At 42.2% G+C, this 15,235-nt stretch carries 15 protein-coding genes; 7 read left to right on the forward strand and 8 right to left on the reverse strand.

Annotated features, from left to right (window positions below):
* The first annotated feature begins 12 nt into the window (after window positions 1-12).
* Together frdC and frdD are read left to right on the forward strand one after the other, a co-directional pair.
* Entirely contained in the window at window positions 13-408 is a 396-nt protein-coding gene (gene frdC / locus P2E05_RS17320) for a fumarate reductase subunit FrdC (protein ID WP_004925800.1), read from the forward strand.
* Between the two features lie 15 nt (window positions 409-423).
* The gene (gene frdD, locus P2E05_RS17325; RefSeq protein ID WP_004925804.1) at window positions 424-777 is read left to right on the forward strand and encodes a fumarate reductase subunit FrdD; all 354 of its coding nucleotides are present in this window, start codon (window positions 424-426) and stop codon (window positions 775-777) included.
* Between the two features lie 579 nt (window positions 778-1,356).
* Here frdD and P2E05_RS17330 read toward each other — a convergent pair.
* From P2E05_RS17330 to P2E05_RS17340, 3 genes are all read right to left on the reverse strand, one after another.
* Window positions 1,357-1,683, reverse strand: coding sequence for a cupin domain-containing protein (locus P2E05_RS17330; protein ID WP_163863068.1), 327 nt, complete (start codon window positions 1,681-1,683; stop codon window positions 1,357-1,359).
* Window positions 1,684-1,712: 29 nt separating this feature from the next.
* The gene (locus P2E05_RS17335) at window positions 1,713-3,011 is read right to left on the reverse strand and encodes an MFS transporter (protein WP_154624541.1); all 1,299 of its coding nucleotides are present in this window, start codon (window positions 3,009-3,011) and stop codon (window positions 1,713-1,715) included.
* 70 nt (window positions 3,012-3,081) lie between these two features.
* Window positions 3,082-4,242, reverse strand: a complete 1,161-nt coding sequence (locus P2E05_RS17340) for a mandelate racemase/muconate lactonizing enzyme family protein (RefSeq protein WP_004925816.1) — start codon at window positions 4,240-4,242, stop codon at window positions 3,082-3,084.
* A 240-nt stretch (window positions 4,243-4,482) separates the two neighbouring features.
* Between P2E05_RS17340 and P2E05_RS17345 the strand changes: the two genes are divergently transcribed.
* On the forward strand, window positions 4,483-5,214 hold the full coding sequence (locus P2E05_RS17345) for a GntR family transcriptional regulator (protein WP_154624542.1): 732 nt from the start codon (window positions 4,483-4,485) through the stop codon (window positions 5,212-5,214).
* Between the two features lie 282 nt (window positions 5,215-5,496).
* On the opposite strand, the gene sugE is transcribed toward P2E05_RS17345, so the two are convergent.
* Window positions 5,497-5,811, reverse strand: a complete 315-nt coding sequence (gene sugE, locus P2E05_RS17350) for a quaternary ammonium compound efflux SMR transporter SugE (RefSeq protein ID WP_154624543.1) — start codon at window positions 5,809-5,811, stop codon at window positions 5,497-5,499.
* Between the two features lie 268 nt (window positions 5,812-6,079).
* On the opposite strand from sugE, the gene P2E05_RS17355 reads away from it, so the two are divergent.
* The 3 genes from P2E05_RS17355 (at window position 6,080) to P2E05_RS17365 (ending at window position 9,781) form a co-directional block, all read left to right on the forward strand.
* Complete coding sequence (locus P2E05_RS17355) at window positions 6,080-6,988, forward strand: EamA family transporter (RefSeq protein ID WP_154624544.1); 909 nt, start codon at window positions 6,080-6,082, stop codon at window positions 6,986-6,988.
* Between the two features lie 345 nt (window positions 6,989-7,333).
* Entirely contained in the window at window positions 7,334-9,427 is a 2,094-nt protein-coding gene (cstA, locus tag P2E05_RS17360; protein WP_154624545.1) for a pyruvate/proton symporter CstA, read from the forward strand.
* A 156-nt stretch (window positions 9,428-9,583) separates the two neighbouring features.
* Complete coding sequence (locus P2E05_RS17365) at window positions 9,584-9,781, forward strand: YbdD/YjiX family protein (RefSeq protein WP_154624546.1); 198 nt, start codon at window positions 9,584-9,586, stop codon at window positions 9,779-9,781.
* An 82-nt stretch (window positions 9,782-9,863) separates the two neighbouring features.
* Here the strand turns inward: P2E05_RS17365 and efp are convergent, their stop codons facing one another.
* A complete protein-coding gene (efp, locus tag P2E05_RS17370; RefSeq protein WP_154624547.1) occupies window positions 9,864-10,430 on the reverse strand; it encodes an elongation factor P in 567 nt (188 codons plus the stop codon).
* Window positions 10,431-10,474: 44 nt separating this feature from the next.
* On the opposite strand from efp, the gene epmB reads away from it, so the two are divergent.
* Entirely contained in the window at window positions 10,475-11,503 is a 1,029-nt protein-coding gene (gene epmB / locus P2E05_RS17375; RefSeq protein WP_196713648.1) for an EF-P beta-lysylation protein EpmB, read from the forward strand.
* Between the two features lie 48 nt (window positions 11,504-11,551).
* Here epmB and P2E05_RS17380 read toward each other — a convergent pair whose 3' ends face one another.
* The 3 genes from P2E05_RS17380 to ltrA form a co-directional block, all read right to left on the reverse strand.
* Window positions 11,552-11,896 (reverse strand): DUF4156 domain-containing protein, encoded by a 345-nt coding sequence (locus tag P2E05_RS17380; RefSeq protein WP_154624549.1) that lies wholly within the window; start codon window positions 11,894-11,896, stop codon window positions 11,552-11,554.
* 761 nt (window positions 11,897-12,657) lie between these two features.
* On the reverse strand, window positions 12,658-12,960 hold the full coding sequence (locus P2E05_RS21770; RefSeq protein WP_272657245.1) for a hypothetical protein: 303 nt from the start codon (window positions 12,958-12,960) through the stop codon (window positions 12,658-12,660).
* A gap of 64 nt (window positions 12,961-13,024) precedes the next feature.
* Complete coding sequence (gene ltrA / locus P2E05_RS17390; RefSeq protein ID WP_272657244.1) at window positions 13,025-14,671, reverse strand: group II intron reverse transcriptase/maturase; 1,647 nt, start codon at window positions 14,669-14,671, stop codon at window positions 13,025-13,027.
* Between the last annotated feature and the right edge of the window lie 564 nt (window positions 14,672-15,235).

Consider the following 15,235-nt stretch of genomic DNA (forward strand, 5'->3'; position numbering starts at 1 on the left):
AGAATTGAAGTCATGACTACAAAACGTAAACCCTATGTAAGGGAAATGAAGGGCGACTGGTGGCAAAAGTTAGGTTTCTACCGCTTTTACATCGTACGTGAAAGTACCTCCGTTCTTCAGCTATGGTTTAGCCTTTTAGTGTTATTCGGCGTATTCGCCTTAAAAGGTGGTCCAGAATCTTGGGCAAGCTTTGTTGGATTTTTAAGTAATCCAATCGTCATTATTATCAACATTATTACACTGGCTGCGACACTACTTCATACCACAACATGGTTTAATCTAGCGCCAAAAGCCGTCAGTATTATCGTTGGTGATAAGAAAATGTCACAAGAACCGATTGTTAAAGGTTTTTGGGCATTAACGATCTTAGTGACGGCAGCGATTTTAGCAATCGCACTGCTATTTTAATCAACGGAGGATCTGATGAATCTAACGCCTAAACGTTCCGATGAACCAGTTTTCTGGGGATTATTTGGTGCCGGTGGTATGTGGAGTGCCATTGTTGGACCTGCTATCATCATTCTCTTGGGAATATTAATCCCATTAGGTGTTGCACCTGAAATGCTAAGCTATGAGCGTATTGTCGCATTCTGCCAAAGTTTTATCGGGCGTATTTTCTTACTGCTCATGATAATTCTACCAGTATGGTGTGCTATGCACCGTATTCACCACACACTGCACGACTTTAAAGTGCATGTCCCAGCATCAAAATGGGTATTTTATGGTGGTGCGGCGATTATTAGCGTGATCGCTATTATTGGTGTCATTGCTCTGTAACCGCGTTACTGATCCCTCATATGCCTCACCGCTATGAGGGATTTTTCATGATATTGCCTCTCATCTCCCTTACTATTTCCACGTTATTAAACAGCTCTAAGACGACTGTCATGGCAGCCTCTTGATCAAGGCTACGATTTCATTTCCTATCAATCCATCTGCGGTTATGACATGGCGATGACGCTAATGACGTCATCCGGGCTAGATTTGGTAGTGCCTATATTACACATTAATCAATTAGATAGCGCATTTCCCTTGCGTTAATGGCAGCTTCTATGACTGAGGAGATGACTAAACTCTATTCGCTTTTTAGCGTTTATGCTTACCGTTTTATATTTGGTTTATTGTCTTTAATCCGTAACAATCAATACCGAAGAAAAATAAGGATGCGGTATCTGGGATATCACGCAAGTGTCTTTTCCTTAATGATAAAATAGCTTTGATTATGACGGATTGCCTTGTTTATTATGCCATTCATTGCTCAGTTTTATTTATTGAAAAATAAAAGGGGATCTCAATTTTAGACATCGAGATCCCCTCTATTTTATCAATAGATTTTTAATCATTTAGCAAAATGATTTAATTATCTAAAAAGTCTTTTCTCATTGGCACGAATATATCTAAAATTTCGCCATGAGATAAACATTCACAGCGATGTTTCTCATTGGAAGGAATATAGACAACATCACCTTCTCCAACTTCTTTAGAAACATCCCCGACTTGATATCTAAATTTACCTTTGAGTATATAACTCATTTGTTCATGTGGATGAGAGTGTAAGTCACCTAATGTACCCGCGGTGAAAGATAATCTTGCTATCATCATATTTTCACTACCGGGAAATAACTTACGTCGCGTACCTAGGGCAATATTTTTTGCCTCTGTTTCCTTATCGAAAATAAACATTACGACCTTAGTGTTAATATTATGGCTATTTAATTTGATTTTACTAATGGTTCATCATCCGGTGTAATTGGCTTAATATTTCTTAACATTACTAAATAAACCAATGCCCCAATTGCACAAGCAATACCAGATACAATTAATGCCCAAATAAATGAACCCGTTGCCGCAATAATATAGCCAGTTACAATAGGACCTAAAATACCGCCACAGTTAGAAACTGCACTTTGCATTCCACCTAAGACTGACGTCATATTACGTGGCGCAACATCCCCAGGTAATGACCATATTGCTGAGGCTGCAAAGGCAAGTGCTGCATAAGATAAACACAGTAAAAACATCATTAAGGTCACAGATTCAACTAACCCCGAAAATGCGATACTGGTTGCAATCAGCATACCGCCCACAATCGGTAATTTACGAGCAAGGTTGATATTATTATATTTAATATACAAATAATCCGTCGTCCAACCGCCAAGCCATTGACCTGCGATCCCACATAGTGGTGGCAACATGGCAGCAAATCCCATTTCTTCCAAACTCATACCTCGTTCCATCATTAAATAAGCAGGGAACCAAGTAATAAAGAAATAAATGGCGTAGTCCAACATAAAGAAACCGATACACATAGCTTGTACATTGCGGTAACGGATCAACTGATACCACTTCATCGGCTGAATATTATCAATACCATCTTTTTTAATTTGCCCATCACGAATATAAGCAAGCTCTTCAGCACTGATTTTTGGGTGTTGTTCAGGATCGTGATATACCTTTAACCATGCAAAAACCCAGAGAACCCCTAATGCACCGCAAATAATAAATGCCGATTCCCAGCCCCATTTCGCAATGATCCACACCACTAATGGCATGGCGAACGCGGTTCCAAATTTAGAGCCACTATCAAATAATGCCGTTATTCTGCCTCGTTCACGGTCTGGAAACCATTTTGCAGCGATACCACTATTACATGGATATGCCCCAGCTTCCCCCATGCCCATTAGAATTCGAGTGGAAATAAAACTCAGTGGCGTTTTGGCTAATGCGGTGGCAGCTGTTGCTAATGACCACCACAATACCGATCCTGCCAACGTTTTTCTTTGCCCATATTTATCTGCAATAAAACCCGCGGGTATTTGGCATAATGCATAGCTTAAGAAAAACGCTGACATTATCCATCCCATCATCTCTGGTGAAATTTGCAGTTCCTCTGAGATAGTCGGTGCCGCCGCAGACATAACAGTTCTATCTAAGTAATTAATAACAATCGCAAGCGTCATTAATATCGCTATCGAGAACCTTATTTTTGTACCTTTGTTCTTATTTTTCATCGTAACCATACCTTTTAATAAGGAGAGGAAACCAGATAGTGTGATCACTATCTGGCTTATGTAAATGAAGTTACTTAAACAAACGCTCTGGATTTACTGTGAATTTTGCTAACTTATCGATATCTAGTTCGATACCAAGTCCCGGTAATTTTGGAATCGTTAAATAACCCTGCTCATCCACTTTGAATGGTGTTTTAACAATGCCATCGATATATTGGCTACCACCAATAAACTCGACAAAGTCCACTTGTGGGAAAGCGGCCGCCATTTGTAAGTCAGCCGCCAGCCCCATTGCGGTATTCCAACCGTGTCCAACATACTTAACCCCAAACTCATCAGCGAGCCATGCGATTCGACGTTGCTCTGAGATGCCTCCCACTTTCGTCACATCAGGCTGAACGATATCGAATGCCCCTTGTGAGAGCCATGGTAAGAAAGATTGACGACGGGTTAATACTTCACCACCGGCAATAGGTACTGGGCTTTCTTTACGCAGCACTTTAAAGTCTTCAAGGTCATCAGGACGTAACGCTTCTTCAAACCAACCAACTTGATATTCCGCTAACATATGCGATGTTTGGATTGCCCATTTCAAACCGTTTGGCCAATATGCATCACTTGCTCCCGCATCAACTAACAAGTGTGATTCGTACCCTGCCGCATCTCTTGCCGCTTCCACAATTGCTCTATCTAATTTGGCATCGTTGTTACGTCCAAATGGTCCCCAACCAATTTTAAATGCTTTAAAACCAAGCTTTTTATAATCAGAGATCACGTTGAACATTGTCTCTGGTTCTTCCATAAGTAAAGAGCAATACGGCTGTACCTTGGAACGATAATTACCGCCAAGTAACGTACTGACAGGTAGCCCTGTTGCTTTACCTAAAATATCCCACAAAGCAATATCAATACCGCTAATCGTATGTGTTAACGTTCCCCCACGCCCCATCCAGAATGTATTTTGTCTAAGTTTTTCAGACACTCTTTCTGGCTGCAATGCACTTTCACCAATACATAAAGATGCCAGTACAGGAATAGCGGCTTCAACTAAGCGACCATCGGTAAAGACGCTGCCGTACCCCGTGATGCCAGCATCGGTATGCACCGCAATAATGGCGTGGATCGAATCTTCTGGCTTGATTTCATTAGACCATCCCCCTTTTGGGCTCTCCCCAAATAAAGGCACGGCAACAATTTCAGTAATTTTTATGTCTTCAAGCATGTTGTTCATGTTTTTTCCTTCTCTTACTTAACTGTATTTGAGGCATTTAACAACATTGTAAGATTGTATACAATATTCAATTGTTGAATATGTGATCCATTCTGGGTTTATCCCCTCTCGAAAAAATATCGCGATAGTGGGTTTTTTATTGGTTTATTGCTAGCCAATGTGATAATTTTGATGCATTAAAGGCGCAATCAACTACCAATTAATTCTTTGATTAGTAACAAATTTAATAGGCTAAACATCATGACCGTTGGAAAAGGGAAACAATCGCAGAAAATCACCTCGCAAGAAGACTATTGGAAGCCAATCAAAGCAAGGACACTCACTGATGATGTGGTAGATAAAATTGTCGAGGCAGCAACGCGTGGATTTATCCTGCCTGGGGATCGTATTGTTGAAAAAGAAATTGCGGAAAAAATGAATGTCAGCCGTGTTCCTGTTAGAGAAGCCTTAAGAGTATTAGAAAGCCAAGGGATCGTGATTAATGAGCCATTTAAAGGCATACGAATGGCCCCCGTTTCAGAAGAGAGGCTGGATGAACTGATCGAAGTCAGAATTCTATTAGAACGACAAGCGATTAAAACCTTTATCGCTAAACATAAGCATTTAGACCCACAATCTATCGAACAGCTAAACCAGTGTATTGTGCAAATGGCGCGAGCAGCAAAATTAGCGGATAGCTATGAGTTCTCGCTTTGTGACGTGAATTTCCATCGGACATTATGCCAATTAAGCGGGAACAATACCCTAACCGCATTATGGGAAAACGTCTCTAAACAGTTGACAATTATTATTGGGATATCCACCTTTACCAAGCCTATGGAAGAAATTATTGATGAGCACAAAGTGCTATTAGATAAAATACGCTCAGGGGATCTCAATATGCTAGAAACAGAAATCAAAGAGCATATTCGCAATCAAAATAAAGAAATAAACTTTAATCAAGCTATTGATAAAAAAAGAGAGCCCAAATAAATAAACCTAACGTAGCCCTCGATAAAAAGGCCGTGTTAATGAACACGCAAGCGAAAACACTTAGCGCCTAACCTGCAAAGGAGCATTTTGGCTAATCATTACCTATCTCAGGGAAGTTTTTTCGATAGGATTTGCATATATCACGACGAATTTGAGCTTTCCAGCGTACTAAAGAACCCAAATATCGAGTCTCTATTTTCGGCGCATTTGCGTGGATTGAAACTTTATCATTATCCATCAATACGGGCGCCTATTGCGCCCGTATTAACGAGTATATTTATGTTAGCTTGAAACTTTTAGACCGATTAAACCGGTAATAATTAATGCCAAACTTAATAAACGAAATATATTGGCAGACTCACCAAGAAATATAATCCCAACTATCGCGGTTCCCACAGCGCCTATTCCAGTCCAAATCGCATAGGCTGTCCCTGCGGGCAGATCACGCATTGCATAGGCAAGCAGCCCCATACTGGCAATAATCGCGACAATTGTAACAATACTGGGGGTAAGACGAGTGAAACCATGGGTGTATTTTAAACCAACCGCCCAAACAATTTCTAAAAGGCCTGCAAACAATAGGATTACCCAAGCCATTGCTGTAACTCCATAAACAATGCGGGGTCGTCCCCAAATTTTATGACGATCACTTAGGTCGTCCTAAGCGCGTATGATATGAGAGGGTATTATAAACATTCAATTTAAAGGTCTCAAGTAAGAAAATATAACAATTAAATCCAAATAAGTGATTTAAATTAACTTAATTGTACTGTAATGGCTTACAAGAGCATCTTTATTATCGCATATGAATATGTTCAAGAGTAAAGTGTTTTACTCTAAATAAAAAATCAACTGAGAAAATAACATGAAGTTCAAAGATGTATTGCTCGCTCTTTGTGTCGTCATCATTTGGGGTGTTAATTTTGTCATTATCAAATTAGGCGTTACCGCTCTACCGCCTTTGCTCTTAGGGGCTTTACGCTTTGTTTTTGTTGCGTTTCCAGCTATTTTCTTTTTCAGGCGTCCCCGTATCCCATTTAGACTACTTCTACTTTATGGATTAACCATCAGCTTTGGGCAATTTGCATTTCTATTTTGTGCAATTCGAGTGGGTATGCCAGCGGGGATCACTTCGGTTATTTTGCAATCACAAGCTTTTTTCACCTTGCTACTCGGCGCTGTCATTTTAAAAGAAAAATTACAATTAACTCATTATATCGGTATGTTTATTGCCGTGATTGGTTTAACCATATTAGCGAATGGCGGAACCAACAGTGGCCTTGATGATATTCCGTTACTTGGTTTAACTTTTACTTTGATCGCAGGACTTTCATGGGCTTGTGGCAATATTACGAACCGAATCATTATGCAGCATGAAGGCGAAGAAAAATGCAGCGCTCTCTCCTTAGTCAGTTGGAGTGCCCTTATCCCAATCATACCTTTCTTTGTCAGCTCATGGATTTTTGAAGGTGAAGAAGCGATTTTACACGGGTTAGCTGGCTTTGATTGGTCAGTATTCGGTACGATTATTTACCTTGCATATTTATCAACTTTTGTCGGTTATGGATTATGGGGTGTTTTACTCGGGCGTTATGAAGCGTGGCGTGTTGCACCATTTTCGCTGTTAGTTCCCTTGTTCGGGTTAAGTAGTAGTGCCGTATTCCTTGGTGAACAAATTAATAGGGTACAAATTGCTGGCCTGACTTTTATTATGTTTGGCTTAATTATCACCTTATTTGGTCGGAAACTCATTCAACGCGTTAGACAGATTTAATCACCATCATAAGTTACGCTGGAGAGGCTCTCTCTCCAGTTGCCTCCCCTTAATAAGTGAGTCACCTCCCCCCTAGATAAATAACCATATGGAATATAATCCCAAAAGCCTACAATTTAATAGCATTAACACATCATCCTGATAATGTCCTTTAGCTTAAATCAAAATAAAATCCAGCCAGTCATCACAATTTAGTGATGTAAATTGCAGTTATGAAATTTATTTTCACCTCAGCATTGGTTTCACGTTTTAGCTATTTTGTCTTTTCGTCAACAGCGGCTATATGTGTCAGTAATCTACAAAGATAATTAATAACAGTTTGATAATAAGACGGATGGAAAGGCTATGGGTAAACAATTAATTTGGATTGTACTAGCAATACTCGGTGCTTTTGCTCTTGGTTATGTTGCATTAAACCGCGGAGAGCAGATCAATGCGCTATGGATCGTCATTGCCGCTGTTTGTATCTATTTAGTCGCCTATCGTTACTATGGGCTATTTATCGCCAAAAAAGTACTGCAAGTTGATGAAACACGCATGACACCATCAATTCGCCATAATGATGGTTTAGACTATGTTCCAACAGATAAAAAAATTCTATTCGGTCACCATTTTGCCGCTATTGCTGGTGCCGGCCCACTAGTTGGTCCTGTTCTTGCTGCACAAATGGGCTACTTACCCGGTATGTTATGGATCCTGGCGGGGGTTGTTCTAGCCGGCGCGGTTCAAGACTTTATGGTGCTATTTGTTTCAACTCGCCGAGATGGTCGTTCATTAGGAGAGCTCGTCAAAGAAGAGATGGGGAATACGGCGGGTATTATTGCTCTGATAGCCTGTTTTATGATTATGGTGATTATTCTTGCCGTACTCGCGATGATTGTCGTCAAAGCACTGACTCACAGCCCCTGGGGAACCTATACTGTTGCCTTCACTATCCCCCTCGCTATCTTTATGGGGATATATACTCGTTATATCCGTCCGGGGCGTATCGGAGAAGTTTCAATTATTGGTTTAGTATTCCTTATATTCGCTATTATTTCAGGGGGTTGGGTTGCTGAAAGTGAAACATGGGCACCTTACTTTGATTATACTGGAGTACAATTGACTTGGATGCTAGTCGGCTATGGCTTCGTCGCGGCAGTACTACCCGTTTGGTTATTACTCGCTCCTCGTGACTATCTTTCTACCTTCTTAAAAATTGGAACCATTATCGGTTTAGCCATTGGGATTTTAATTTTAAATCCTAACTTGCAAATGCCATCATTGACAAAGTTTGTTGATGGTACAGGCCCTGTGTGGGCAGGTGATCTGTTTCCATTCCTGTTTATTACCATTGCGTGTGGAGCCGTTTCAGGTTTCCATGCATTGATCTCTTCAGGCACCACACCCAAAATGCTGGCGAATGAAAACCAAGCCTGTTTTATTGGTTATGGCGGCATGCTGATGGAATCTTTCGTTGCTATCATGGCGCTGGTTGCAGCTTGTGTCATTGACCCTGGTGTCTATTTTGCAATGAACAGCCCTATCGCCATGCTGGCTCCAGCTGGTACAGAAGATGTTGTCGCGTCAGCTGCACAAGTGGTGAGCAGCTGGGGTTTCCAAATCACGCCTGATCAGTTAACAAATATCGCAAATGAAGTTGGTGAAAACAGTATTATTTCCCGTGCGGGGGGAGCTCCGACACTCGCCGTTGGTATGGCTTATATTCTGCATGGTGCTCTCGGCGGCTTAATGAATGTCTCCTTCTGGTATCATTTCGCCATCCTGTTTGAAGCCTTGTTTATTTTAACCGCTGTCGATGCAGGAACCCGTGCTGCGCGCTTTATGCTACAAGATTTGCTAGGTGTTATTTCACCGTCATTAAAACGGACCGATTCGCTACCTGCAAACTTAGTGGCAACTGCATTATGTGTGCTTGCTTGGGGGTATTTCCTTCATCAAGGCGTTGTTGATCCTCTTGGTGGTATCAACACCTTATGGCCACTATTTGGTATTGCGAACCAAATGCTAGCCGGTATGGCATTGATGCTATGTGCCGTTGTCTTGTTCAAAATGAAGCGCCAAAAATACGCATGGGTGGCTTTAGTACCGACAGCATGGCTGTTAGTCTGTACTATGGTGGCTGGATGGGAAAAAACCTTCAGTGAGGATGCTCGTGTAGGCTTCTTAGCGGTTGCGAATAAATTCCAAGCAATGATTGATAGCGGAAACATTCCATCGCAATACACTGAATCTCAGTTGGTCCAATTGATTTTTAATAACCGCTTAGATGCGGGACTGACCATTTTCTTTATGATTGTCGTCGTCGTATTGGCCCTATTCTCAATTCGTACCGCAATGAAAGCGTTGAAATCTTCTGAACCAACGGCAAACGAAGTGCCATACCAACCGATGCCAGCTAACTATCAGGAGATCGTCGCCAATACCCGTCATCATTAACCAGATAAAGGTGACACGATGACGGCAAGTATGCCGCAGCTCTAACGCTAAGCCCCTTGTATAAGGGGCTAACCCTCTAAAGGTCGCTCGTTAAAATGGTAAGCAACACGCATAAAACGGTTAAACGATAATATAACGTTAAGTGAGGGAATAACCATGTTTGGTTCACTAGGTAATGCCGCAAAATATCTCGGGCAAGCAGCAAAAATGATGATTGGTGTGCCTGACTATGATAATTACGTTGCACATATGCAGCTGAATCATCCAGATCAAACACCCATGACGTATGAAGAGTTCTTTAAAGAACGTCAAGATGCTCGCTATGGTGGGAAAGGCGGCTTTAAGTGCTGCTAAGCTGCACTCTCAATTTTAAAAGATAAAAAAAACCGTAATGCCATACAAACATTACGGTTTTTTAGTTTCATCCAAACAGGTATTATTTTACGCGTGAAACGTATTCGCCTGAACGAGTATCCACTTTGATCACTTCACCAATCTGAACGAATAGAGGTACTTTAACTACTGCACCTGTGCTCAGCGTAGCTGGCTTACCACCAGTACCCGCTGTGTCACCTTTCAGACCTGGGTCAGTATCGGTAATTTCTAACTCGACAAAGTTTGGCGGAGTCACTGCGATTGGGCGACCATTCCACAGAGTCAGAATACAATCGGCTTGGTCGATCAGCCACTTAGCGTTATCACCAACCGCTTTTTCGTCAGCTGCAAGCTGTTCGAAAGTTTCGTTGTTCATGAAATGCCAGAACTCACCATCGTTATAAAGGTAAGTTAAGTTCATATCCATGACATCTGCACCTTCGACAGAATCAGTAGACTTAAATGTTTTTTCCAACAGTTTGTTAGAAATCAGTTTACGAATACGAACACGTGCAAACGCTTGACCTTTACCCGGTTTAACGAATTCACTATCAAGAATTGCACAAGGTTCGCCATCTAACATGATTTTAAGACCTGAGCGGAATTCATTGGTACTATAAGTAGCCATGGAGATCCTCTAAATTTATACACTAAAAATGGCATAGCCAAAAAATGGTCGATATTGTAACTCAAAATACCTCATCCAGAGAAGTCTGGATACAACAACTTGCTGAAGCAATCACTAATCCTGATGAATTGCTACAAATACTGGGGCTAGAAAACCATCAAGCATCGAAAGATGGCAACGACGCACGTAAATTATTTCCATTGCGTGTGCCGAAGCCCTTTATTTCGCGCATGAAAAAAGGCGATCCTCAAGACCCTCTGCTATTGCAAGTATTAACCGCAAAAGCAGAATTTGATATCTATCCGGATTTTTCCACTGATCCATTAGCAGAACAAAATAATGAGATCCCCAGTTTACTACATAAATATCACAACCGAGCATTGATGTTGGTGAAAGGAGGCTGTGCGGTAAACTGTCGTTACTGCTTTCGCCGACATTTTCCTTATGAAGATAACAAAGGAAACAAAAATAATTGGTTGATAGCTGTGGATTATATAAAAAACCACACTGAACTCAATGAAATCATCTTCTCGGGTGGGGATCCCTTAATGGCTAAGGATAGTGAACTCGATTGGTTAATCAGCCAACTGGAAGCGATCCCACATATTAAGCGACTCCGGATCCACTCTCGTCTCCCTGTCGTGATTCCTGAACGCATTACCGATAATTTATGTAACAGGCTTGCTAGCTCGCGCTTTCAAGTCATCATGGTGACACACCTGAACCATGCAAATGAAATCGATGATAGTTTTAGAAATGCCATGCAGAAACTCAAAAACTCAGGTGTGACATTACTCAACCAAAGCGTGCTATTACGCGGAGTTAATGATAATTCAGATACATTGGCTGATTTAAGTAACGCATTATTTGATGCAGGCATTCTCCCCTATTACCTACATGTTTTAGATAAAGTACAAGGTGCCGCACATTTCTTAGTGAGTGATCAAGAGGCTAGATTACTCATACAACAGCTACTTGGAAAAGTTTCTGGCTACTTAGTACCTAAATTGGCACGGGAGATTGGCGGAGAGCCGAGTAAAACGTTACTCGACCTAAATCTGAAGCAGTGCTGAAATGAAAACGCCCGATAAGTCATCGCTATCGGGCGTTACATGTTCATTTTAGGGACACTTATAAACTTGCCCGATCATCTTGCTATCAACTGGAATGAAGCTTGAAAGAATAGTTTCACTTGGGCTAGTCGCACCAAAAATGACGTTTCCGCCCATAGCGCCAGCTTTGTTGCGTAGATCATTAGCTGCACCACGCATAGAACTTGAATCACTATTGACACCGCTCAACCAGTTGCTTTGAGTTCCTGTTACTTGACCAAGGAGCTGGCAATCACTTCCAGGTTGGTTTTCAACAAAACGAACTTGTGAGCCTGCGGCAGTTAAATTAGTTGTTGTCGAACAGCCTGCTAAAAGTAGTAATGCAGCAGCACCAAGCAATACTTTAATTCGCATGTTTTCCCTCATTTATCATCATGTTTTTGCAGCTGGTTTGAGAACCCTCATTCCCTTCTTTATTCAACTGACTGTCACCATCAACAGTACCATTGAACTGATCTTCACGAGTGCCACCAAATTATAACCACTCAGGCACCTGTTTACAGCCAAAATTCGCCAGATCTATATTGAGAGATATGGATTACGGTTCAAAGTATCAGCAAAGGCAGAATCCTAAAAAATTAGGCCATCCCTATCAGCCAACGCAGCTTACCATAAAACGCGTATACTCTAAATAATTCGCAGCACGTTTCAACTATACCGAGTATTTAACACGTTGGGTTTTCTGTTACTGACCAAACCAATTTGCCTTACTCCAAATATAACCTGTTGCATGTCCTTTTCGCAAAAATAAATATGTAATATCTCATTTGAGAGCCTAGCGGCTAACACACTTAATCAGACTGACGGCCCCTTTATCAATGTCTTTAGAGACTCTCTACATGTTCATTTAGCGACCAAACTCATCACTCCTTGAAGCACAGTCATAGACGAATGATATAAAAAAACCGGTACTGCCAGCCAATACTCGCAATACCGGTTTAAAAGGCTTAACAGTGATTATTCACTGTTTGAGCGTGATGTCGCCAAATGGCTGTCGGGTAGCAGCAGCGCATTACTGCACCGCCGCCCCCTAAGAACCGTACATGCAAGTTTCCCCGCATACGGCTCAAGCCTTTATAAGCCCGCACTATTGTTTGGGCCGACAACGTTAATGCTCAATCGTTACCATACATTTTGTCATGACAATGGAAGCAGCACTCCGCAGCATGATCACCTGATTCCACTGCGCCTTTGATAGCATCTGTCATCTCTCTCCGAGACTCGAAGAAACCTTCAAATTCGCCTTTACTAAATTGAGTGTTACCAAGTTTATATGCTTCTTCAATGTCCTCATCGCCTTGAAATACCGTAATCTCACAATACTCACATTGTGCTAACACTCCGGCTTGAATAGCGATATTAGTAGCAACATTGAACTTGTCCTGCTGCTCTTCCATATGACGTTTAGCAATGCCCATAGTCCGCTCCTATGAAATATAAAACTCTAGGTTAACTATGAACTTGATGACTGTCGAGCATATTTTAACTATGCACCAACCGATGACAGTTAGGATGCAACATCATTAAATTATCGCTTTCATCACCCCCTCCATCTACCCGTCTGATGATGTGATGGATATCCCAATCATCATTATCTCTGAATAGCTGGTGACAGATCGGACAGCGATAGCCTTGCCGTTCCCAAATTAATCTCAGTTTTCCTCGCTGCATTTTCCCTTCTTTCCAGCGCTTAATTTGCCGCTGTTCAAAGTACAGTTCGTCAACCGGATCATATGGGTTCGCCTCAGCCCTGATTTTAATATGCCTTTTAATCGGGATATCTTTGCAGGACACTAGCCTTCTCAGGCCATTATCCGCATCAATACTCTGGAATACCCAGTTCTCGCTCCCGACCGAATGAAAATATTTCTTTTTCACCCAATACTTGTTGCGATTCCCGTGCCGACGGCATGACCAGCGCCAGAGCAATTTCCAGACACGATAGTCGATATAGCTGAACGTTTCCTTGGCAACAATATGACGATGATAATTTGCCCAACCCCGTAATACCGGATTAAGTTGCCTTATCAAATCACCCTGTTTTGATGCCGCATTACGCTTCACTATTTGCCGTATTTTCTGAAGATGATTACGCAATCCCTTAGCAGCCGGCTTTATCAGCATTTTGCCACGATACTTGCGTACATTCTGTCCCAGAAAATCAAACCCTTCCGAAATATGCGTTATCACCGTTTTTTCTGGTGATAATTGCAGCCCTCGTTCCGCCATAAATGCTTCAACAAGGGGTTTGATTTTATTCTCAAGTAACTCTTTCGAGATGCAAGTAATGATAAAATCGTCTGCATAACGCACATAATTGACCTTGGTTTTATAACTGGCTTTGGTGTTTTTCTTCCCGAAATGGGTTTCAAGCACCTCTTCCAATCCATCCAGAGCCATATTTGCCAGTACAGGGGAAATAATGCCTCCCTGTGGTGTACCAGCTTCTGTCGGGTGTAAACGGCCGGATTCCATAAATCCCGCTTTAAGCCATTTCCTGAGTACCTGTCTATCCAACGGAATGTTGGCAAGTAACCAGTCATGACTGATGTTATCAAAACATCCTTTTATATCGCCTTCCAGTACCCATTCAGCAGAGCTTTTACGACTGAGATTAACAAAACATTGCTCAATCGCATCCGCCGCTGAACGAGCCGGACGAAAGCCATAACTGTTGCGATCTGCCTTTGTCTCCGAGACGGGATCAAGTGCCAGCAGGTATAGTGCCTGCATCGCCCTGTCCTTCATCGTCGGTATCCCCAAAGGACGGCATTTGCCGTTACTTTTAGGAATGTAAACCCGCCTTAACGGAGACGGCTTATAGCCTGTCCGTTTAAGCTGACTGATCGCATACCATTTACTTTCGGGAGTGTTCCACAACTGGCGATCCACTCCGGCTGTCTTTTTGCCTCGATTTTCAGTAACCCGCCTGACAGCCAGAGCTTTGGCTGCAAACGAGCGCGTCAGCATTCTTTGCAGGGCTTTCACCCTGCGCCAATGCTTCTGCTTTGTTGCCTTTGCGATTCGTACCTGTAGCCCTCTGACCTGACGGTGTATCTGACACCAGTTAATCTGATGCCAGTTTTCCGCCCTGCCGGAAAGCGCAGGTACTTCTATTAGCGTACTCAACTTGCTACTCTCCTTAGTTCTTTGGATTAGAAAACCCCAAGCGAGAGCTGACAGATAGCCCCCTTGCAGGAGTTATCTTATGCTCCCGCAAGGGTTAGGTCAGAACAGAGAACTGCCCTAACCAACTTTCTGTCACGTTAGATTTGCTTTACAATACTGCACACAATTAAAGACCAGTCGGAAGTCTGCCCCGTTTCCGGTAGAGGAACATTTAACCTCTTATCCATTCCATTACAGAATGGCATTCGCTTTCTCCAACCTCCTTTACCCGCACTCTCAACAGCTAGTCTTGCGACTCACCTGCCACATTGTGGCGAAAATACGGGCTTACCGAGTTCCGTACTCATGACACGGATCACTTAGGTTCTGCCTATACACCGAAGGTCTGTTGGTAACGTATTCCCAGATGTAATAGGAATAACCGACCTTGTACCTTTTGGTCACAGCATATCAGTAGCTTTTGCTGCTTGCGGCTGACGGTGCTTACGGACAGTTCACTTAACGTTAACCCTATGATCCAGCCTAGCCTCTCATTCACCTGCTACTGGTAAAATCCACTGTTTA

It is taken from the genome of Providencia stuartii (genome assembly GCF_029277985.1).
Classification (GTDB): Bacteria; Pseudomonadota; Gammaproteobacteria; order Enterobacterales; family Enterobacteriaceae; genus Providencia; species Providencia zhejiangensis.